Genomic DNA, 20558 nt, shown 5'->3' on the forward strand with positions numbered 1-20558 from the left:
CCTAAACCCAATAGGGCACGCGGGCCCGGTAGTTGCGCAGCGCGACGATTGTCAGCACCCAGCCGACAACAGTGCAGGCGATGACGATCCCCCAGTGATAAAGCGCGACGGAGTTCCCCAGCATGGGTGCACGGACTATCTCCAGGTAGTGGTACAGCGGATTGATCTCGACAATACGGGCGCGGTCAGCAGCCTCGCCGCCACGCGCGATCAGGCCCTCCGTCGTCCACACGATCGGAGTCATGAAGAAGAGCAACAGCGTCATGCTGTTGAGGATCGGCTGGATGTCCCGGTATCTGGTGGCGAAAATTCCGAAGAACATCGTCACCCACACCACGTTCAGCATGATCAGCACGAGGCCGGGGATCGCGAGCAAGCTCGACCAGTCGAGCGAGGGCCGGAAAATCGCGAGCATGATGACGTAGATCAGGATGTTGTGAACGAAGAGCAAGAACAATCGCCAGGCCAGCCGATACACGTGGACACTCAGTGCGGACGGCAGAAACTTGATCAAGCCTTCGTTTTTGATGAACACTTCCGCGCCGTCGATGATCGCGCCCTGGATCATCGTCCAGATGATGAGTCCCACGGTGACGTGTGGAAGGAATGTCCGAAGCTCAACCTCCAGAAGCACCGAGTAGAGCAACCCCATCGCGACGGCCTGGACGCCGGTAGCGATGGTGATCCAGAACGGGCCGATGACGGAGCGCCGATAACGCTGCTTGATGTCCTGCCACCCGAGTTGAAGCCACAGTTCGCGCTGTGACAGGCCTGTACGAAGATCACCGAACGCCCGCGCAAAGGTCCGTGAGTTCGCAGTGATCTCGTGAACCTCGACCTGCAACGCGTGCGCGTGTTCGGCATCCGGCTGTTGAGCGCCGCCTTGGGGATCAGTCGGTGAGTCGGGCACGAACGGTAAGCCTAGTCGCCGGGGGATGGAATCGTGGAAGGGCCGCGCGGGGGACACTCGGAAGGAGCCTTCGAGTTGCCTAAAGGTAAAGAGATCGCCAAAGTTGTCCTCATGCTGCAGCCCGACGAAGGCCGTGAAGTCGTCTACCTCATCGCTCCAAGTGGGCACCCAAACTACGGTGACGAATTCATCGCCGCGGCCTGGCTGCGATATTTGGCGCGGGCCCGGCCGCACGCGCTCATCGTGCTCGACTGCCACACACCGGGCCAGGCGTCCGTGCTGCTGAACGGCTGTCATCCGCATGTGATGTTCGTGGACACCGCGTGGCGCCTCGCTGTGGAGGCAGGCGACCGGCCGCAGGAAGAATCGCATGAGTTGCTGGACGGGGTCATCGAGGAACCGGGGCGTGCGTGCCTGCTCGTAGACGGGATCGGGCTGCTGTCCAGGGCGTCGAGCATCCACCTGCTTGGCGGTGGCTACCTGAATTCGGTGTGGCCCCACCATCTCGGTTTGTTGAGGCTTGTACGCGCAGCAGCGCGACGGTCCGGCGCCCGCCTATACGCGACCGGTCAGGGACTCATGCCGGCAGGCAGTGCGGACGAGCTCCGTGCGAGCGTGGGTGACTTCGACGTCTTCGACGTCCGGGACCGTGAATCCGCCGAACTCCTCGGTGTCACCGCGACCGGAGATGACGCGTGGCTCGCTGTGCCACCGAAGTCAGGAACCGATCGACAGCTGCGTCGCGAGGTGCCTGTGTACGACGGCACGAGTGACGCCGCTCAACGCGACGTCGTCCTGTGTCTGCAGTCCGACCTAGTGACGAACACCGATGATGCGCCCGGCGGGGACGTCGCCGACCTTGCCATTCGTTTGCTCGACGAATGGGGTGTGACCGGCGATCAAGTAGCCGTCATTGAATGCATCCCGGGTACTGACCGGGTCGCCTACGACCAGATCGCGCACCGAATAGAAGGGGCCGTATTTGTTCCGTTCACCGTGCTGTGGCGTGACGGGCTGCCAGCGCGGGCAGGGCAAACATGGATCAGCACTCGCTTCCATCCGCACCTGCTCGCCGCAGCGGCAGGCGCGTCGGGGGTCGCGCTGAGCGGGCGCAAGGACTACTACGACACCAAGCACCGCTCGCTCACCGACGAAGGATCACCATGGGTAGTTCTGCCGCTGAACGCTGATACCGACGCTCCCGCCAGGCCGTCGCGCGGCGGATTTGCCGCCGGAGTCGTGGACAGTCTGGTGGCGCGCAAACGACGCCTTGCCGGTCAGTTGTACCCGCGCCAGTCCGCGCGGGTACGTGTCAAACAGGCGTTACCACCGCAGGTGCGGCGCAAGCTTCGCGCCGGAGTCCAGCGAGGAAAAGCTCTGCTGGCGAGACAGGACTAGCTACAGGTATTGGCCGGTGCCTGTCGCGGAGTGTCCGCCATGCTCCGGGTGCTCAGGGTCGTGATGTGCATGTCCGAGGCTCATTCCTGGGGGCAGGGCGCCCTGACGCATCTGCTCGAGCTGCGCACGCGCCGCCATTTGCTGAGCGAAAAGTGCTGTCTGGATGCCGTGGAAGACCCCCTCCAGCCATCCGACCAGCTGCGCCTGCGCGATTCGTAGCTCCGAGTCACTGGGTACGGCATCCTCGCCGAACGGCAGAGTGATCCGGGTGAGTTCGTCTCGCAGTTCTGGGGCGAGACCATCCTGAAGTTCCTGGATGGATGATTCGTGAATTTCACGCAGACGGGTGCGGCTCGCCTCATCAAGCGGTGCAGCGCGTACTTCCTCAAGCAGTTGCTTGATCATCGTGCCGATCCGCATGACCTTCGCCGGCTGCTCGACGAGGTCGGTGAGCGCGGTGGATGATGATTCCGGCTTCCCGTTTTGTGCCGCCGTTGACTCCTCGGCCTCTACTGGCTCGGTGCTGATCACTTCGATGTCATCGTTCTCTGACAAGGACATGTTCCTATTCTTGCGGGTGGTGCTTGTTAATGGTCAGGCGACGCTGAGCAGGATTTTCCCGGTAACCGCGCCGGAATCGAGCATCTGGTGGGCAGATGCGGCTTCAGCGATGGGCACCTCGTCATGCACAATCGGCCGGACGAGCCCGCTGCTGATCATGGGCCACACGTGCGCAACCACTTCCTTGATGATTTCATCTTTGGAGCCCGGGCCGGTGACGGGGCGTCCGCGCAGGCTTGTCGCCGCGATTCGTGCCCGTTTCGTCAAAATCTTGCCGAGGTTCAGCTCCGCTTTCACTCCCCCCTGGAGTCCGATTATGACGAGATTCCCGTCTTTGCCTAGCGCATCGATATTCCGGTCCAGATACTTCGCCCCCATGATGTCGAGAATGATATCTGCACCCTGCCGGGCAAAGTCACTCGTGAAGGCCGCGATTTCGGCAACGAAATCCTGCTCACGGTAGTTGATGAGACATTCCGCCCCCAACTCCTTACACACGGTGAGCTTCTCTGCTGATCCGGCCGTCACGGCGACACGGACGTTCATTGCACGCGCCACCTGGATGGCGTGCGTCCCGATACCGCTCGCGCCGCCATGAATCAGCACCGTTTGGCCGCGGTGCATTCCCGCTGTCATCACGAGGTTCGACCACACAGTGCATGCCACTTCTGGTAGACACGCGGCTACGCGCAGGTCAACGCCTGTCGGCACGGGCAGGAGCTGGGAGTGCGGAACAGCGACGTACTCGGCGTAGCCACCCCCTGCGAGCAGTGCACACACCTCATCCCCGACCTCCCAGTCATGCACGCCCTCGCCAAGCTCAGCGATGACTCCGGAACATTCGAGGCCCAGCACGTCGCTGGCTCCCGGGGGAGGTGGGTAGTGGCCCTGACGCTGCAGTAAGTCCGCACGGTTCACGGCGGTCGCTGCGACGCGAAGGAGGACTTCACCAGGGCCGGGCTTAACATCGGGCACCTCGGACCAGCGCATAACGTCGGGTCCACCGGGCTCTGAGATCGTGATGGCACGCATGCTTCGAGCCTAGCGGTTCTCAGTACACCGCCTTGTTCCCAAATTGTGGCAGTATTTTCCTTTGGTAACCATCGAACCTAGCTAGGCTCGGTACGCAGAAATCCGGAGCAAAGGGAGACCGCATATGATCCCCGTACAGCCAACACAAGTGCGGTGGCTGAATGACGAGGAACAGCGGGCGTGGAGAGCGTTCATTGATGGCAGTCAGCGTCTGATGGCCGTCCTGAACAGGGACCTCGCTGATGCCACTGGGCTGACGCTGGCCGATTACCGGATCCTTGTGCTGCTCTCAGAAGCGCCGAGGAATGCCCTGCGCATGAGCGAACTGGCTGAGGGCATTCTCGCATCGCGGAGCAAGTTGACCCATCAGGTGCGGCGCCTTGAAGGGCAAGGTCTTGTGGTGCGTGAGTCCTGCGAGGACGACGGCCGGGGCGTCATTGCGCGCATCACGCCGCGTGGGCTGGACACGCTCCGGGAATCCGCTCCTGGTCATGTAGAAAGCGTCCGCGCGAATTTCATCGACCTTCTCGATCAAAAGCAACTCAACGCCCTCAGCGACGTCTTCGAGAAAATCGACTCATTCCTGCACGAGCAAAGTAGTTGACGAGCCGATTCGCGGATCCCGGTGGCCGTTCGTTAGGATCTCCGGTGGAAGCGTGGCAGAGCGGCCGAATGCACTCGCCTTGAAAGCGAGCGTCGTTAACAGCGACCGGGGGTTCAAATCCCTCCGCTTCCGCTTGGATGCCCTGACTTGTACCCGCAAGTCAGGGCATATTTGTGCCGACGCGTTGAATATTCGTGCCAATGCCACAATCGCGGCAGATCTTGCCTGTTCCAGAGCCATTCCGCCGACGCACAATCGTTGTCAAACGGTCGACGTAGGTGTCCAGTTTCATTGCCGAAGCGCCGCCGCGCCGAGCATTCTTTGCAGCGCCTATAGGTTGACGGGCGGAGACACGGCCAAGGATGCTGTCGCGTCGCGGAGGTTCCGCGGCGCAATTCGCGAAACGTTGGTCCGCTCCACGACCTTGATAACCAGCCGGAGTGGCTAGCCGGGTGAGAGAGGACGTGGGTGCTATCCGTGCCCGGGACGTGAGTCGGATTCCGATGCGAGTTGTTGGCTCCCCGCGGCGAGCCCCGACGACAGTGTGGCGCAGACGGCCGCAGGTGCGAGTGCTCATGCTCGCAGCGCTTTTCGTGAAATACTACGCTTGCGCGGTCGTTACACCATGGAGAAGCCTCCGTCGACGACGAGGGAGGATCCGGTCACGAACGATGCCCTGTCCGAGAGCAGCCACAAGGCAGCTTCCGCCACTTCTGCCGGTTGTGCGACGCGCCCGATGGGCTGCATTTTGTCCGCCCAGGATCTCAATTCGGGGTTCTTGTCGAAGGACTTTGCCATCATAGGTGTCAGGGTGATTCCTGGTAGGAGTGCGTTGACCCGAATTCCCTGGGTGGCGTAGTCAAGCGCCGCCGACTTGGTCAGGCCGATCACCGCGTGTTTGCTCGTCACATAGTCGCCGGCGGAGGCGATGGCCAGAATTCCTGCATCGGATGAGGTATTGACTATCGAGCCTCCCCCTGTGCGTAGCATCGCCTCGATCTGATGTTTGATGCACAAGAAGGTACCCACCACATTGACGTCGAGGGTTCCCTGCAGCATCTCGGGTGTGAGGTCTGCGAACGGTGTCGAGGTGTTTCCCGGGCGTTGTCCCCATGCCGGCAGCCCTGCGTTGTTGAAGGCGCCGTCGAGTTTTCCGTATGCGGATGTTGCAGCGGCGACCATGTTCTGCACGTGCTCTGTGATCGAGATGTCCACATGGACGAACTGTGCGGTTCCTCCGTCTCGATGGATTCTGTCGAGGACGGATTGGCCGGCGTCGTCGTCGATGTCGGCGAGGGTAACCTGGGCCCCTCGTTCGGCTGCGAGCACTGCTGCGGCCTCGCCGATACCTGAACCGGCGCCGGTGACAATGATGGACTTGTCTGCAAGCTCTTTCACACGTGTCTCCTGGATTGCTTGTGCATGTTGGGTGTGCGATGTCGTCTCACGGCGCAGAACCAGGGCGGGCTACGCGGGCATCAGTCAATGGTCAGGGCCCCTGGTCGACGTGGGTTGCCAACCACTCCAGATAGTCGACGTGCTCGCCGACGTGGGTGAAGCCTTGGCCGAAGGTGCTGGCCGTGATGTGGGTGGCGCCCGCGTCACTCAATCGAGAGATAGTGTCGAGTGTCCGCTGGCGATCGGGGCCGTGTTCATCGATGTGCAGATTGAAGTAAGACGCGAACGAGGAGGGTGATCGGCCTGATTCCTGAAGCAACTGCTGCACTCGCGACCATGCGGCGAGAGAGTGGTCGTTGCCGCCCGCGAAGATGAAGCCGTCGGCGAGCGCGACCGCCCGTTGGAAGGCGGCTTCCGACCAGCCTCCGGTATAGATGGGAATTTGCATGCGAGGCTTAGGATTCAACGCGGCGCGGTCGATCTGATCGAATTTTCCCGAGAAAGTCACGACGTCCTCGGTCCACAGTCGTCGCAGATACGGGATTTGCTCGGTCAATCGAGCACCGCGCGTACTGAATTGTTCGCCGAGGGCATCGTATTCGACGTAGTTCAGCCCAACGCCGACACCCAACGCGAGGCGCCCACCTGAGAGAATCGAGACATCGGCTACTTGTCGTGCCACCAGCACCGTCTGGCGCTGGGGGAGAACGAGAACCCCTGTCACGAGACGAATTCTTGTGGTCAATGCGGCCAGGTATGCGAACGAGACAAGTGGATCGTGGAACGGGTCGTGCTCGGTGTAGGCCAGCTCTGGGAGAGCTGGCGTGCGATCTCTGTGAACGGCACCGACGACGTGATCGTACATGAGTACATGGTCGTACCCGAGATCTTCTGCTGCAGTCGTGAATTGCGACAGCGCTGCGGCGCTCCCGGCCAGCTCGACTTGGGGAAAGGATACTCCGAGCTTCATACCTGCCTCCTAATTGATCTCGTAATCGTCGTTGTCATGGAGCGTGAGCGGCATCCGCTACAACCATGTGTCAGTCCGCGAACCGAAAAGTCGGCGTCGACACCGGCTCCGGGGGATCGTCAGGTTGCAGGCAACGCTGATATCGCAGCTGCGGTGTCCCACAGGTAAACCTGGATTTCGACGACCTTGTCGTCGCGCACAGTGAACCATTCCAGTGCTTTCATCGGGATGGTCACGGCACCTCGCCACGGAAAAGAGACGGCCGCGAGCACGTGGGTGGTGTTGTCGCTGCTGGTTGCGCCCACGTGTAGGTGGTCGATGTGCAGATTTGCTGCATCGACGGGGGAGGCGGGGGATGCGAGGCCCTTCGTCATGGCAGCGACGGTCTCGATGCCCTCGTAGATCCCTCCCCACGGCAAGGATTCGGCTTCTCGCACAACTACCGTGTCCGCAAAGTATGTCCGTGCAGTCTCCTCGATAATGTCAGGGTCGAGGGAGTTGAAAGCCGAGTAGACCGCACGGACGATGTCCTGGGGGCTCAAAGTTTCGGTGACCACTGAGTTCGTCATGACTTCTCTTTCGTTGGGGGGAAGGTGTTCGACAAGGCATGGGGCGTTGAGATCGGTTTCCGGTTCGCGGCGCAGGCAACAGTCGGCCGTCGCGCCGATCATCCGATGGATGGCCCGGCTGTACACCCCTCCGCACTCGAAGTGGCTACCGACACGACGCTTCGAACCCACGGTTCGTGTGCATATAAAGAATGGGGCTAACCAATAAACGAACTGTTGTGTGTGATGTGCGTCTCTGTCAAGGCTGCGATGGAGTGACCTGAAATCGATTGGTTCGATGAAGACGTCGCTGAGTTCACGGTTCACTTGCGCCGAGACCGGTTGGTTGACTTGATGAATGCGACGGGTGGGTCGCTGGCTCCGCTTCAGACTGTCGCTCCGGTACGGAATAACTTCCTGGACTGCAGCACGTTGATCTTCGCCGGGGGAGTCGTCGAGCCGAACAACTATGCCGTCGTCGGCGCGCTGGTCGAAGACATCGGGCGCGTCGAGCACGCACTGGCCGCCTGCGCAGCACTTCCCTTCGTCTACGGTGATTTTCATCGTTCTCCTGTGGCGAGTTGGGCAGAGGCGGTGACGGATGCGGCCTCGTCCAGGTGTGCCTCGACGAGGCCGCACCCGCCATCACTTCTGTGTCCGCGGCTGTTACTGGCTTGCCAGTAAGTGAGCGTCGCGTCGGTAGGCCTCGGGAATCAGTTCGAGTAGGTCGGCCTTGATGAGGAGGGCGAGAATGCGCGCGCCGGGGCGGACCTGTGGGATGCCGCCGCCGCTGAACCACAATCCACGCTGCGCGGTCTGACTCCACATGTTGGCCCATTCACCCTCGTCGGTGAGCCGTGCGATATCTCCTACGCGATCAGCGACCTCCTGACCGAACTGCTCGGCAACTTCGACCTTGCGGTTCTGGTAACCGGTTGCCAGTAGAACGAGGTCTGCGTTACGTGTCGTTCCGTCGGCCAGTTGTGCACCGGCTTCGGTGAATGTGGTGATTTGATCTGCCTGGATGACCTTGATGTCGCCGGAGATGATCAGCTCTGAGGCGCCGGCATTGAGGTAATAGCCGCCGCCGGTGCGCAGGAACAGATCCAGCCAACCCGAATTATCGTGTCCGTCGCCGAGGACGACGCCTGCGGCTTCGAGACCTCTGTGCAGTTCGGCGTCTGCTTCCTTGCCTATTTGGTGTGCCATTTTCGAGCTCGCGACCCGGAGAGAGTTGATCAACGCCAAGCCATAGCGGATGTCGCCGAGCTCGATGGGGACGCCGTCTGCGTAGCCCGCTGCGTACGCGGAGTTGGCGATCTCGACACTGTTGATCACTACTGGGCTGCGCTGGACCATGGTAACTTTGGCGCCGTGGTTGCACAGGTCGCGGGCGATGTCGTGTGCACTTGACCCCATCCCGATGACGATGGCGCTCTTGCCCTGGTACTCGTCCGAATCGTGGAATTCGGAGGAATGCATGACCTTGCCGGCAAACTTATCGAGACCTGGCAGGTTCGGGACGTTCGGCTTGCCGCCGATTCCGCCCGTTGCGAGGACGATGTGGCGCGGGTGCAGTACTCGCTTCTCACCGCTGGCCGTGACGACCGTCGCTGACCATGACTTGTTGGCCTCGTCGTATTCTCCGCCAACGAAGTCTGTCGAGGTCCATACGTCGAGATCGAGGTAACGGCTGTAGGTCTCGAGCCATTCTCCGAGAACGTCTTTCGGGAGGTACTGGGGGTAGTGCTCCGGGAACCGCAGCATCGGGAAGTGATTCATGTTGATCGTGTTGTGCAGAAACAGGGAACTGTAACGCTTGCGCCAGTTGTCGCCGACGCGGTCGTGCTTGTCGATCACCAGTGCGTTGACTCCGAAGTAACGCAGGTACGCGGCCGTCATCAGTCCGGCTTGTCCGGCTCCGACGATCAGAACCTCGAGTTCACGTTCGTCGAACGCGCGCTGACGTTCGCGATGTTCGAGCCAGTTCTCGCCCGTGTGCCTGGGGGTGTAGCCGTAGCCGGCCGGGTGTACGGCGGGGGTGTCGACGCCGTGGATACCTTCGAGTCGGGTATACAGAGACTGTGTTCGGAATCCGTACGGGCTGTTCTCGTCGGGCACGCCGTACATCAACGCGATCGCTTTCGCGGACCGGGTATCGAACTCGAAGAAGATCTCCACGGCCGGGCCCGCGCCGTTGTCGACGACCTGAGGAGCCGGCCAATGCTCGGCCAGGCGGAAGTTCGTCGGTTCGAGGTCACCGGTGACGGAGCCGAGCACACCCTCGATGACGGAGCGTCCCTCGTACTGATGAAAATCCCAGGTGAGCGCGCCTGTGTCGCGATAGTAGGACTCGTCGAGAAAGAGCGCGGAGAGGTCGGTGCCATCGGGCGACGCCAGGGCCGCCGCGAAATCCTGTACCCACTGTTCGGCGCCTCGAGCGATGCGGTCGGTAGCCATTGTTGATTCCTTCGGTGTCTTCGATGCTGGATCTGGTGCAGACTTATGGTTGAAACACTGGCCGAACTCTGTGCGGGTTGTATCGACCCGCAGTTGTTTTCAGTGCGTTGCTGGTGCTGGTGCTGGTGCTGGTGCTGGTGCTGGTGCTGGTGCTGGTGCTTGCGTGGTGTGGTGTTCGTCGAGTAGGTCGGCGAGGATGTAGCGGGCTCCGAAGTGTTCTTTTCGGGAGCTGGAGTCGTAGACGTAGGCGCCGGTGATGGCGTTGACGGGCAGGTCGGCGAGTTCGTCGAGTTCTCCGGAGTGCAGTTCGACGAATCCGGAGTCGGCGTGCCATGCGCGTGCGACGCGGTCTTCGGTGACGGGGTCGCTGATGACGATGGAGCGTTCGATGTATCCGGTGTAGTCGACGTTGGGGAATTCGCGGACTCCGAAGACGCCGAGGCTCGACTGGTTGAAGGCGCGTAGTTCGGTGTCGTCGACGGGGTCACCGGCGCGCAGGCCCAGTTTGATCAGTAGCTTGCCGCGGCGGATGACCTCGACGTTGAATTCGTGTGCCCCGGTGTGGGAAACCTTGATGTCGGCGAACTTCTTGAGCATTCCGAAGTGCAGTCCCCAGGGGCCCATTATGTCCATCGCGGTCTTGTCGCCGTAAAGTCCGTCGACGAATTCCCACCCTGCCACGCCCTTGCGGTCTCCCCATTGGGTGCGTGCGGTGAGCATCACTGCCTGGTAGGGGGTGTTGCGGCCGTCGTAGGCGTAGACCTCGGCGTTGGTGAAGTAGGAGATGGTGACGATCGGTGGCTCGGAGCGGTCGCTTTTCAGCGGTGGTGGGAGCACCAGAGATTCGATGGCGTCGTGAGTGGATTCGAACGTGATGTCGAAGTGGATGACGCTGGGCATGGCTTTCTGTTCGTAGGCGTACGCGTTGCCCGGGCGCACACCGAACAAGTTGAGCACGCTGCGCCCGATGGGTTCCTCAGTTGCGGGGATGTTCGACTGCGGTTCGGTGGTGCTCACGTCCGATGTCCTTTCGTTTCTTCTCATCGAGGCGATCGGCTGCCGACTTCGCGGCTTTGTGTGGATGAGTATCTGCGGTCGCGGCGATGTGTTTCGCTGCGATGTAGCCGAAGGTCATCGCTGGGCCGATGGTGGCGCCTGCGCCTGCGTAGCTTCGGCCCATGACGGATGCCGCGACGTTGCCGGTTGCGTAGAGTCCCTCTATGGGATTTCCCGTTTCGTCCAAAGCGCGGCCGCGTTCGTCGGTGAGGATTCCGCCGTTGGTTCCGAGGTCGCCTGGAACGATCTTGAATGCGTAGAAGGGTGGTGACTCCAGCGGCGCAAGGTTCGGATTGCTCAAGGTGACGTCGCCGTAGTAGTTGTCGTATGCGGACTCGCCGCGGTGAAAGTCACTATCGACTCCGGCTCGGGCGAAGTTGTTGAACCGATCCGCTGTGCGGTTGAGTGCTTCGACCGGGACACCGATCTTTCTGGCCAGTTCCGGCCACGTCGATGCGCTTTGGACTACATCCGTCTCCAACCACGCCTTCGGAGGTTTGGTTCCGGTCGGGACCGGTGCGAACGGGATCTTGGGCAGTGGGAGGTGACCAGCGAACAGATACTTCCGCCACGATCGTGAATCGATGATCAGCCAGCTGGGTATGTGAGTGGTGCCCGATCGCTGTCCTTCGATCACCGCATGGCCGAAATCGGTGTAGGGGGCCGCTTCGTTGACGAACCTCTCGCCCGCACCGTTGACGATGAACTGCCCGGGAATCATTCGTTCATTCAGCATGAACTGCAACCGCCCGTCGGGCCATTCGATTGCCGGGAACCACCACGCTTCGTCCATGAGATCAACGGCGGCACCGGTCTTTTGAGCAGCCTCGATGCCATCGCCCTCGGCGTATCGATTGCCCATGCTCCAGTCCTGGGCAATCGTGGGTTGGTATCGCTGCCTCATCGGCATGTTGTGGTCGAATCCACCACTGGCGATGATGACGCCACCGCGCGCGTAGATGGTCTCCGGATGCCCGTCACGCTCGATCTCGACACCGACGATTCTGCCGTCGTCTACCACGAGGCCGGTCATCGGACTGTTCAGCCACAAGGGAATACCCTGATCCCGCATTGCCAGACGCAGACGTGCGACCAGGGCCTGGCCTATCGCGACGATCTGCTCGCCCGTCACACGCGCCTTGACCATTCGCCACAGCAAGCGAAGCAGAACCAGTTTTCCTTTGTAGGACTGGCGGATTCGATAGAAGTCACGCAGTTCCAGGGGACCAAGGTAGATACCCTTCGGTGCCAGGGCAAGCGGAGGAATGAGCTCGTCCCGGAGGTCGCCCAGCTTCCGTAGGTCGATGGGATTGACATTCATGGTGGCACCTACCGCTGATCCACCTGGCAGATCCGGATAGTAGTCGGGATAACCAGGCTTCCAGACGAATTCGAGCCAGTTGCTCACTGATTCCAACTCGTCCATCATCGCTGGCGCGGAATCCACGTACGCCCGAAGCCGTTCGTCGGACACCAGTCCATCGGTGATGGTTTTCAGGTAGGTGAAAACCCCAGCGGGATCCGGTACGTGCCCCCTGCGCGTCATCGCTTTCGCGCCGGGCGCCCAGATTCCACCGCCGGACAACGCGGTGGATCCGCCGTAGAATTCACCCTTCTCGATCACCACCGTGTCCAGGCCGCGCTTGTTCGCCGCAAGTGCAGCCGTCATCCCTCCTGCGCCCGAGCCAACTACCACCACATCGAATGTGGTCTCTTTCAATGTTCGATCACCAGCCATGAGTCCGGTGTCTCCCTTCTCGTTGCTGTCCCGCAGAACGCCGTGACATTCAAGTGAGGTCCGAAGCCATCGTGCCGGACTTTGACAGTGGCTCACGTGCAAATAACGAATGTTCTTAGTCGTTATTGAGTCAGTATTTCTGTGATCTGCATCGCTGTCAACCCTGTACGCCTCGGGGAAGAGTCGACTTCGAACCGTGCCGAACGCGAGAGTGGCACCACGGAAAACGAACGCAGCACGCCCCAGCGTGATGTCGCCGTGGCGTGCTGTCTCATTCGCAGTCGGATCAGGCTCAGCTACGTTCGGGGCTGCGCATACCCAGCGTGTCGATCAACTTGCGAGCCAATGCGTCGGCGTCTTGAGCGATGCACGATCCCGCGATGGCCCGATCAGGTCGTATGAACAGAACTGCGTCGTCGTGAGAATCGAACCATTGCCTCAAGACGTCCTCGGTGTCTGCAACTACGGTGACGTCGGGATCGTCATCGTCGTTCCAATGAAGCTGCGAAAGCGGGAGCGCAGTTACGAACCTTGCCCCCAGGCCCAACCAATCGGCGGCGACGTCCTTGTCCAAGATCCTCTTGGGCGAATTTCCCCAGGCGAGGACGGAGAAACCGGTGCCCAGCACCTCGTCGAGTTTGTGCACGTCACCTCCGCGCAGAGTGACCTTCGGTTGCACGAACAGCGACCCCACCCCCGAGGAGCTGGCGGACGACAGTCGGCCTTTCGAGGAGAATTCGTGAACGACCGCGCCAGTCTGGTAGCTGGGCATCGGCTTGAACCGCATTTCCATGATGTATCTCTTGAGCGAGGGGATTCGCGAGGCGCTAAGCAGGAATGCGTCGCGGATTCCAGCGACCACACGGTTGGTCGGTGAAATCACTTTGCCGACCATGGTCGAGAGGTCGATCATCGATTGCGCGTGTTTACGTCGCTCGGTGTCGTAGCTGTCGAGCAACCGGTCCGCCGCGAGGCCGTTGACCACTGCCGCAAGTTTCCAACCCAGGTTGTTCGCGTCGCGGATTCCACTGTTGTAGCCCTGGCCCTGCCACACCGGCATCAGATGCGCCGCGTCTCCGGCGAGGAAGACCCGGCCTTTGCGGAACGAACCGGCAATTCGTGAATGGTGGGTGTAGACCCGGCTCCGAATGATCTCCACCGTCTCAGGCCGGGGCAGGAAGTCTTTCAGACGCGCATGCAGATACGCCGGTGTGTTCGCCTCTTCGGTGCTCTCGTCGTCTTTGACCATGAACTCGAACCGCCTGATGCCGTGCGCGATGGCGACGGAAACGAAGGGCCGAGAGGGGTCCGCCCCGACATAGATGTTCGGGGTGCCGAGCGGGTCGTTCGCGATGTCGATGACCAGCCACCGGGTAGGCGAGGTGGTGCCTTCGAACGTGGTGTCGATGAGTCGGCGAGTTACCGAGCGTCCGCCGTCGCAGCCCACGACGTAGGACGCCTCGATCGTTTGTAATTGACCGTTGTTGCTTGTGACGACCTCGACACGGTCACCTCGATCGGTCAGGCCCAAGACCGCCTGGCCCCACTCGACACTGACATTCGAGAAGCGGCCCAACCCTTCCAGTAGTTCCGCATCGACGAGAGGCTGGACGAAACCGTTTCGCCTGGGCCACCCGTAAGGCTGGGTGCTCGGTGCGATCTCGGCGATCACACGGCGCTTGCTGTTGACGAAGCGCATCACCTGGTTGGGGACGGTGTGCGGCACTATGGCGTGGGCGAGGCCTACAGCCTGGAAGGCTCGCAGCGACTCATCGTCCAACCCGACACCTCGGGGGTAGTCGATGAGTGTTGCTCGTTCTTCGACAACCTTTGTGGTGACGCCGTTCTGGCCGAGAATGTTCGCCAGGGTCAGCCCCACCGGTCCGGCCCCGACGATGATTACGTCGACTCTATTGATCTCGGACATGTGAACCTTTCGGGATGAATCAAGGTGAACGCCTCTCGGTGCCACCGAATCGGTGCGCGGGGGATCGTGCGGGCTGTTATTGGATGGCGATCATTCCGCCATCGATCACCAGGTCGGTACCGGTGATGAACGAGGACTCGTCGGAGCCAAGGAAAAGAACTCCGTTCGCAATTTCACGTGCGTCGCCGAAACGCTTGAGCGGAATGAGCGACTTCATCGGCTCCAGATCCACGAACTGGCGCGCATTGGCCACGATCGCGGTTTCGATGATGCCGGGGTCGATTGCGTTCACGCGGATGTTCTCCACGCCGTACTGGCATGCGGCCTGCTTGGTCAAGGACCGGACTGCGCCCTTGCTGGCGTGGTACGCGGTCGCGAGCTCCGTTCCGACGATCCCGTGAATGGAAGCGATGTTGACGATCGACCCGCCTCCTGCGCGGCGCATGGAGGGAATGGTGGCTCGCATTCCGTAGAACACTCCGCTCTGGTTGATGCCGATGGTGCGATCCCATGTCGACTGGTCGGTGTCCTCGACACCGGGCGTGACGTAGACGCCGGCGTTGTTCACCAAGATCGAAATCGGGCCGTACGTCTCCTCGGTGAAACGAACGACGTCAGTCCAGGCGTCGGGATCGGACACATCGAGGGTCGCAGCGGTGACCGCCAAGCCTTCGCCTCTGAGTTCGTCGACGAGCGCATCGAGACGCGCCTTGTCCACGTCGCAGCCGACGACGGATGCGCCTTCTTCGGCGAGCAACCGGATGTCGGCAGCGCCCATTCCGCTCGCCGCACCGGTAACCAAGGCAACTTTGCCCTTCACGCGATCTGCCATGTCCATTGTCCATTCGTTGTCGTCGGAGAAATCCCGGCCGACGCGGTGCAAGCCGGGTGCCGATCCCCGCGGCCGACGGACGAGAATGCGTGCGTTATTTGCAACACGGTGATCGTTATGTACAAATGTAACAGCGGTCACACGCCGTGTCAACCTGCGGGAGGGCTCGCGTACAAGCTCGAAACCTTAGGTAGCAGGGTGGTTAGACAGTCGTTGTCGACCTACTCATTCGCGTCGGCATGCGGGCAATTCACGACAGCAGCGAGCGTGAGGGCACCGACCGCCGCCAGCCCGAGGTGGAGCGTCGGGACGGCGTGTACAGGGCACCGAGCAACCCAGGCGCTCGGAGAGAGGGTTTCTCGGACCTCGGGTTATCAGTTGGAGCGCGAAGTTGGAGCGAAAGATCAGATTGTCGCGTACGCAATCGCCGGAGATGTGCCGCGTTCGATCCAGAGCCGACCCCACCGGAGTCCGGGGAAGTGCGCCGCAGCGAAGGGGATATTGTTGTCCAGGATGTACTTCCGGAACTTCTCGATCGTCTCGATGGATTGGGCATGATCTCCGTTGAATGCGAGATCCCATCCGTTGACCAGTTCGCCTTGGGTGTGCACCAGATCGCCGATCAGCAGTCCACGTTCACCGCGAGAGACCAACTCGAAGACCGTGTTGCCTGGTGTGTGGCCGGCGGCGTCCATCGCCCGGACGCCGGGAAGGATCTCGGTGTCGGGTTCGAATAGGTTCACTCGGTCGTGGACCGGCGCGAATTTCGCGGCTATTTTGTCGCGCACGGGGTCGACTGCGGCAGCTTCCCACTCCTGCATCTCGTAGTCATCGGCGGCGAAGTGATGCCAATCGCGACGGTCGATCCAGAGGTCTGCGTTGGGAAAGAACGGTTTGTCGTCAAGCGTCGTCCATCCGACGTGGTCGAGGTGCAGGTGCGAGTAGATGACGTCGGTGATGTCGGTTGGTTTGACACCTGCGGCCCAGAGTGCGGATCGCAGTCCGCCGCCGGAGAAGGGCGCCTTCACGTTCGGCCCTGACCCGGCGTCGTTGAGAATCAGACGTTCCCCGGTACGGATCAGGAACGATCCGATCGAGTTGAGCTGGTGCCCGGTACAGGTATCGAGGTACTCGGTGTACGGCGACCAGTCCTCCTCGGTCGGCGCGTTTTCGCCGATGTAGAGGTATTCCTTCGGCATCAGCGCCTCGCCGTCGATCAGTGCTTCGATTTTCGTGTCTCCGATGATCATTTCGCATCCTTTCCAATTGGCCGAGCGACGGCGCGGTGTGACCGTCGTGGGGTTTGTGTGGTCGCAGCGGGTCAGCGAGCCGTGAGTCCACCGTCGACGACGATGACCGAACCTGTCATGAAGGAACTTTCGGGTGAGGACAGAAACCCGATGACCGACCCAATTTCTTCGGGCTTGCCCCAGCGCCGCATCGGTACACGCAATTGCTCGTTGATCAGTCGATCGCTCGACTCCTGGTCCGGTGCGAGCCGTGAAACCTGTTGAGTGAGGACGTAGCCTGGGCACACGACGTTGACCCGAATGTTGTCCTTTGCCGTACTGAGCGCGTAATCCTTGGTCATGCCGACCACCCCGTGCTTGGCGGGTCCGTAGCCGGGTGCGCCGATCGATCCGGTGATGCCGGCGATCGAGGCGATATTGACCACCGATCCCCCGCCGGCCCGTCCGAGCGAGTCCACGGCGCATCGCATCGATCGATACACCGACAACAGCAACATGTTGATATTGCGCTCGAACACGTCGGGGACGTTGTGGGCGATAGTGCCCGCCGAATTCACGACCGCGTGAACAGCCTTGAAACGCTCCTCGGTCGATGCGTAGGCGGCCGCGACCGAGTCGTCGTCGAGGACATCCACGTCGACGAATGCTGCGTTCCCGTATTTCTGAGACAGGTTGCTAACCAACTCTTCTCCGGATTTGCGGTCTCGGTCGGCGATGACAATGTCAGCGCCCCGGCGGGCCAGTGCAATCGCACCGGCACGGCCGATTCCGTTCGCGCCCCCGAATACCAACCCGACCTTGCCGTCCATGTCACCCATGAGAGCATCCGTTCTATAAATCATCGTTTTATTTCATTGATTAAGGCCCATTGTTCGTCTGTCAAAGAGCCTGCCGCAGGAGCGTCGGGCGAGGGCCTGAGCAGAGTCAGTAGTGGTCGGCTAGACCCGAAATGGTTCGAGATCAGGCGACCCGAAAAGAACCGAGCGGGGCCGGTCGGGTGCGCGATGCGACATACGTCGGCGCGCAGCCGACCGTATGAGGTGTAAATGAGTGGGCTGCTACCGTAGATCGCCGGCGGCGAGGCGCTCGCCGATGAGTGCTGCGCAGTCACGTACCTCGGTCACTGCTTGCTTGGCCTGTTCCTCGACATAGGTCATGACGTTGAGGCACGCCCGAACATTCGGAACCGAGAACCCGGCCGCCACGGCGTGCGCGCCCTCCTCGACCTCTCCGTGACTGGTTGCGTACCCGTCGACGCGCGCTTTGGTCACCTGGGACGGTTCGCCGTCACGAAATGGACTCTGTGCGAGCAACGCATAGCCGGCTGCACCCCGATCGAGCGGCGTACGCATGCCGGAGCGAAACCGGATGTGGTGGGTGGCCGTGGTGGGCTCGGCCATCGCGATCGAGACGGCACTGTCACCTTCTGCGACGAACAGCGAGACGGTGCATCCCACTCGTTCCGCCAGCTCTCGCATTGCCGGAATTGCGATCGCGCGAAGAGTCGGTAGGTAGGATTCGGATAGCGCAGCCAGCCGGGCACCTGGGCGGTATACCTTGTCCGGCGATTGCGTCACCAGATCGAATTCGACAAGCGTTTGCACAACGCGGTAGGCGATCGACCTGTGCACATCGAGCAATTTCGCGATGTCCTGGACGGTCATTCCGTCGGCTGATTCCACTACTGCCATCAGCGCTGACAGGCCCCGCGCAAGGGTTTGAGAGCCGCCCTGGCGGACTGCTGTGACCGCTGCGGGGTCGTCGCTCGCGGGTAAGGAACCAAGGCCGTGCCGTGCATTCGATTCCGCTTTCGCTCTGGGATTCATGGCTCGACCTCGCTTTCCGCGTGCTGACTCTTCGGTGACCTTGACCGATCTCGTAATCATTTCATACCGTCCGATCTCGCATGAGGTGCAACGCCCACCGTGGTCTGTGTGCGGCTCGCCGACCGACATATCCGTGTCGTTCTCGATGCGCGGTCATGAGGTTGGGACTTCGGAGCGGGCGAGGAAGTCGAGCATCAGTTGGTCGTACAGCTCCTGCTGCTCCCACTGTGGCCAGTGACCGGCATTCTCGATCAGTGCGAAGCTGCCGTTGTGCAGCTGCTCCGCCATCGTTCGACCTGCAGTGGCTGGACCGGAGGGGTCATCGGAGGTCCACACCACCAGGGTTGGCGCAATCACCGCGCCGAGTGTGTCCTCGGTAACGAGGTTACGTGTTCGCACGGCGGGGTTCTGAAGGCACAGAATGTGCTTCATGGATTCACTGAAACCCGGGCGAGCGTAGATCGCTCGCCGGACTTCCACTAGTTCGTCCGTGACGGACGAGTTGTCGGCCATGAGCCACTCCAGACGCGAACGCACGCGCTCGGGCGAGGGATCGTCCGCGGCAGCCTGACTGAGTGAACGGATACGTTCCATCACCTCCGGCGTCGCCATCGTGCCGCCTGGGGTGTTGAGCACCATCCGATCGACGAGCGTGGGGTATTGCTCGGCGAACTTGATCGCCACCCAACCCCCGAGTGACTCGCCACACAGGTGCGCTCGCGAGATGCCCAGCGTCGTGAGCAGTTCCGCAAGATGATCGACGTAGGTTCCGATCTCGATATCGGTGTGCGCGTGTGTGGTGTAGCCGTGCCCTGGCATGTCGTAGGCGATGACACGAAAGCGCTCGGTGAGCGCTCGGATGTTGCGGGTGAATGCCTCGAGGTGCCCGCCTGTGCCGTGCAGCAAAACCAGAACGGGCCCCGACCCGGCGTCGAGGACCCGGGTGCGCCACTCGCCCACGTCGATCCAGCTGACGCGGAACGGGACCTCGTCGAAGGACGTCCACATACTCATCGAACTACTCCTTTGTTGGATACCCGTGCATGTGCGAGTGCAGAAGCAGGGGTTGCAATCGTGGTGGAGAATCCCGCGAACCATTCCTTGATCGGACGGTAATACCTGGATTGGACCTGGTAGGGACCCTGACCGGACAGGGCCGCGTACGCCGCGATCCACGTTCGGATTTCATGCGAGGAGTGCCCGCCCTCGCGTACGAACCAGTCGTTGTCGTGGTCAACGATGCGAGCGAAGTCGCCGGAACTGAGTGCATCCAGCACCAATTTGTCCCACTCCGGATTCAGTTCTCGGTAGCCCGCTTCACCCGCGGCATACGCCCGCGCCGCTTTCACAGTTTTTTCTTCCCGTGTTGCGCGTTGCTCCGTACTGGGATTTCTTCCTCGAAGAAGCAACCGTTCGATCACTTCCGGTGCGGCGTCCTCCATCCGAGGCACGGGTGGGTCGTGCGAGAGACCCCCCGACCCGACGAGAAGAATGCGGCGGTCGTCATCGGCGAGCGCGGCCCCCACCGCCGAACCGAGATCCATACTTCGACGAGCAGGGCCGAGCGGTGAGGCCACGCAGTTGATGAAGATCGGAACGATCGGTACCGACTGCAGGGTGTCGAACAAAAACAGCAGCGGCTGTACGAAACCGTGGTCCACCTGCATGTCTTCCGATATCGCGAGATCCACGCCTTGTGCGAGTACGGATGCTCCGATGTCGTACGCGGCGGCCTTGTCCACGCTCAGGTCGCCGGTCGGTAGCCCGTAGTCCCCTACTGAGTGCGCCGAAGCGCCGATGCAGAAGGGCGGCATCATGTCGTAGAAGAATCCGTTGTAGTGATCCGGTGCGAACATGACAACGAGTTCGGGGTCGAAGTCGCGCACGAATGCGCGGGCATCGTCGAGGACGCCTCGAACTTCGTCTCGGATCTCGGTCGTCGGGTCGTTGAGCCCGATCAGGGGTGAATGCGACGTCGCAACAAGAGCTACGGGCATCGAAGTGTCCTTTCAAAGGAATGACGCTGGTGGTAACAACGGTGACGCGAT

18 protein-coding genes and 1 tRNA gene are annotated in these 20558 nt (G+C 61.3%); 3 read left to right on the forward strand and 16 right to left on the reverse strand.

Translation table 11 applies throughout. From position 1 onward, the window contains the following. Position 1 precedes the first annotated feature (1 nt). The gene (wzm, locus tag AS9A_RS00735) at positions 2-910 is read right to left on the reverse strand and encodes a galactan export ABC transporter permease subunit Wzm/RfbD (RefSeq protein WP_013804961.1); all 909 of its coding nucleotides are present in this window, start codon (positions 908-910) and stop codon (positions 2-4) included. Between the two features lie 33 nt (positions 911-943). On the opposite strand from wzm, the gene AS9A_RS00740 reads away from it, so the two are divergent. Beyond that, positions 944-2308, forward strand: coding sequence for a polysaccharide pyruvyl transferase family protein (locus AS9A_RS00740; RefSeq protein WP_049793625.1), 1365 nt, complete (start codon positions 944-946; stop codon positions 2306-2308). Here AS9A_RS00740 and AS9A_RS00745 read toward each other — a convergent pair whose 3' ends face one another. Both AS9A_RS00745 and AS9A_RS00750 read right to left on the reverse strand, forming a co-directional pair. Continuing rightward, complete coding sequence (locus AS9A_RS00745; RefSeq protein ID WP_041450761.1) at positions 2309-2869, reverse strand: bacterial proteasome activator family protein; 561 nt, start codon at positions 2867-2869, stop codon at positions 2309-2311. A 33-nt stretch (positions 2870-2902) separates the two neighbouring features. Further along, complete coding sequence (locus AS9A_RS00750; protein ID WP_041450762.1) at positions 2903-3901, reverse strand: NAD(P)H-quinone oxidoreductase; 999 nt, start codon at positions 3899-3901, stop codon at positions 2903-2905. A 124-nt stretch (positions 3902-4025) separates the two neighbouring features. On the opposite strand from AS9A_RS00750, the gene AS9A_RS00755 reads away from it, so the two are divergent. Further along, complete coding sequence (locus AS9A_RS00755) at positions 4026-4505, forward strand: MarR family winged helix-turn-helix transcriptional regulator (RefSeq protein ID WP_013804965.1); 480 nt, start codon at positions 4026-4028, stop codon at positions 4503-4505. A 46-nt stretch (positions 4506-4551) separates the two neighbouring features. Continuing rightward, positions 4552-4637: transfer RNA gene (locus AS9A_RS00760), tRNA-Ser, on the forward strand. Positions 4638-5123: 486 nt separating this feature from the next. On the opposite strand, the gene AS9A_RS00765 is transcribed toward AS9A_RS00760, so the two are convergent. The 13 genes from AS9A_RS00765 to AS9A_RS00825 form a co-directional block, all read right to left on the reverse strand. Next, a complete protein-coding gene (locus tag AS9A_RS00765; protein ID WP_013804967.1) occupies positions 5124-5903 on the reverse strand; it encodes an SDR family NAD(P)-dependent oxidoreductase in 780 nt (259 codons plus the stop codon). 91 nt (positions 5904-5994) lie between these two features. Continuing rightward, the gene (locus tag AS9A_RS00770) at positions 5995-6873 is read right to left on the reverse strand and encodes an LLM class F420-dependent oxidoreductase (protein WP_013804968.1); all 879 of its coding nucleotides are present in this window, start codon (positions 6871-6873) and stop codon (positions 5995-5997) included. Between the two features lie 119 nt (positions 6874-6992). Continuing rightward, positions 6993-7985 (reverse strand): 4Fe-4S domain-containing protein, encoded by a 993-nt coding sequence (locus tag AS9A_RS24835; protein WP_013804969.1) that lies wholly within the window; start codon positions 7983-7985, stop codon positions 6993-6995. A gap of 102 nt (positions 7986-8087) precedes the next feature. Continuing rightward, complete coding sequence (locus AS9A_RS00780) at positions 8088-9881, reverse strand: flavin-containing monooxygenase (RefSeq protein ID WP_013804970.1); 1794 nt, start codon at positions 9879-9881, stop codon at positions 8088-8090. Positions 9882-9980: 99 nt separating this feature from the next. Further along, the gene (locus AS9A_RS00785; RefSeq protein ID WP_013804971.1) at positions 9981-10898 is read right to left on the reverse strand and encodes an acetoacetate decarboxylase family protein; all 918 of its coding nucleotides are present in this window, start codon (positions 10896-10898) and stop codon (positions 9981-9983) included. Then, positions 10858-12675, reverse strand: coding sequence for an FAD-binding protein (locus AS9A_RS00790; protein WP_013804972.1), 1818 nt, complete (start codon positions 12673-12675; stop codon positions 10858-10860). The genes AS9A_RS00785 and AS9A_RS00790 overlap by 41 nt, the downstream gene beginning before the upstream one ends. Positions 12676-12967: 292 nt before the next feature. Then, positions 12968-14602, reverse strand: coding sequence for a bifunctional 3-(3-hydroxy-phenyl)propionate/3-hydroxycinnamic acid hydroxylase (locus tag AS9A_RS00795; RefSeq protein WP_013804973.1), 1635 nt, complete (start codon positions 14600-14602; stop codon positions 12968-12970). Between the two features lie 76 nt (positions 14603-14678). After that, on the reverse strand, positions 14679-15434 hold the full coding sequence (locus AS9A_RS00800; protein ID WP_041451335.1) for an SDR family NAD(P)-dependent oxidoreductase: 756 nt from the start codon (positions 15432-15434) through the stop codon (positions 14679-14681). A 404-nt stretch (positions 15435-15838) separates the two neighbouring features. Further along, the gene (locus AS9A_RS22510) at positions 15839-16684 is read right to left on the reverse strand and encodes an MBL fold metallo-hydrolase (protein ID WP_013804975.1); all 846 of its coding nucleotides are present in this window, start codon (positions 16682-16684) and stop codon (positions 15839-15841) included. A 71-nt stretch (positions 16685-16755) separates the two neighbouring features. After that, positions 16756-17526 carry an SDR family NAD(P)-dependent oxidoreductase gene (locus AS9A_RS00810; protein ID WP_083826412.1) on the reverse strand — a complete coding sequence of 257 codons (771 nt, stop codon included), beginning with the start codon at positions 17524-17526 and terminating at the stop codon, positions 16756-16758. Between the two features lie 216 nt (positions 17527-17742). Continuing rightward, a complete protein-coding gene (locus AS9A_RS00815; RefSeq protein WP_148262377.1) occupies positions 17743-18510 on the reverse strand; it encodes an IclR family transcriptional regulator in 768 nt (255 codons plus the stop codon). Between the two features lie 153 nt (positions 18511-18663). Further along, entirely contained in the window at positions 18664-19524 is an 861-nt protein-coding gene (locus AS9A_RS00820; protein ID WP_013804978.1) for an alpha/beta fold hydrolase, read from the reverse strand. After that, positions 19521-20507 (reverse strand): 3-carboxyethylcatechol 2,3-dioxygenase, encoded by a 987-nt coding sequence (locus AS9A_RS00825; RefSeq protein ID WP_013804979.1) that lies wholly within the window; start codon positions 20505-20507, stop codon positions 19521-19523. The genes AS9A_RS00820 and AS9A_RS00825 overlap by 4 nt, the downstream gene beginning before the upstream one ends. Positions 20508-20558 lie beyond the last annotated feature (51 nt).

This window comes from Hoyosella subflava DQS3-9A1, assembly GCF_000214175.1.
Taxonomy (GTDB): domain Bacteria; phylum Actinomycetota; class Actinomycetes; order Mycobacteriales; family Mycobacteriaceae; genus Hoyosella; species Hoyosella subflava.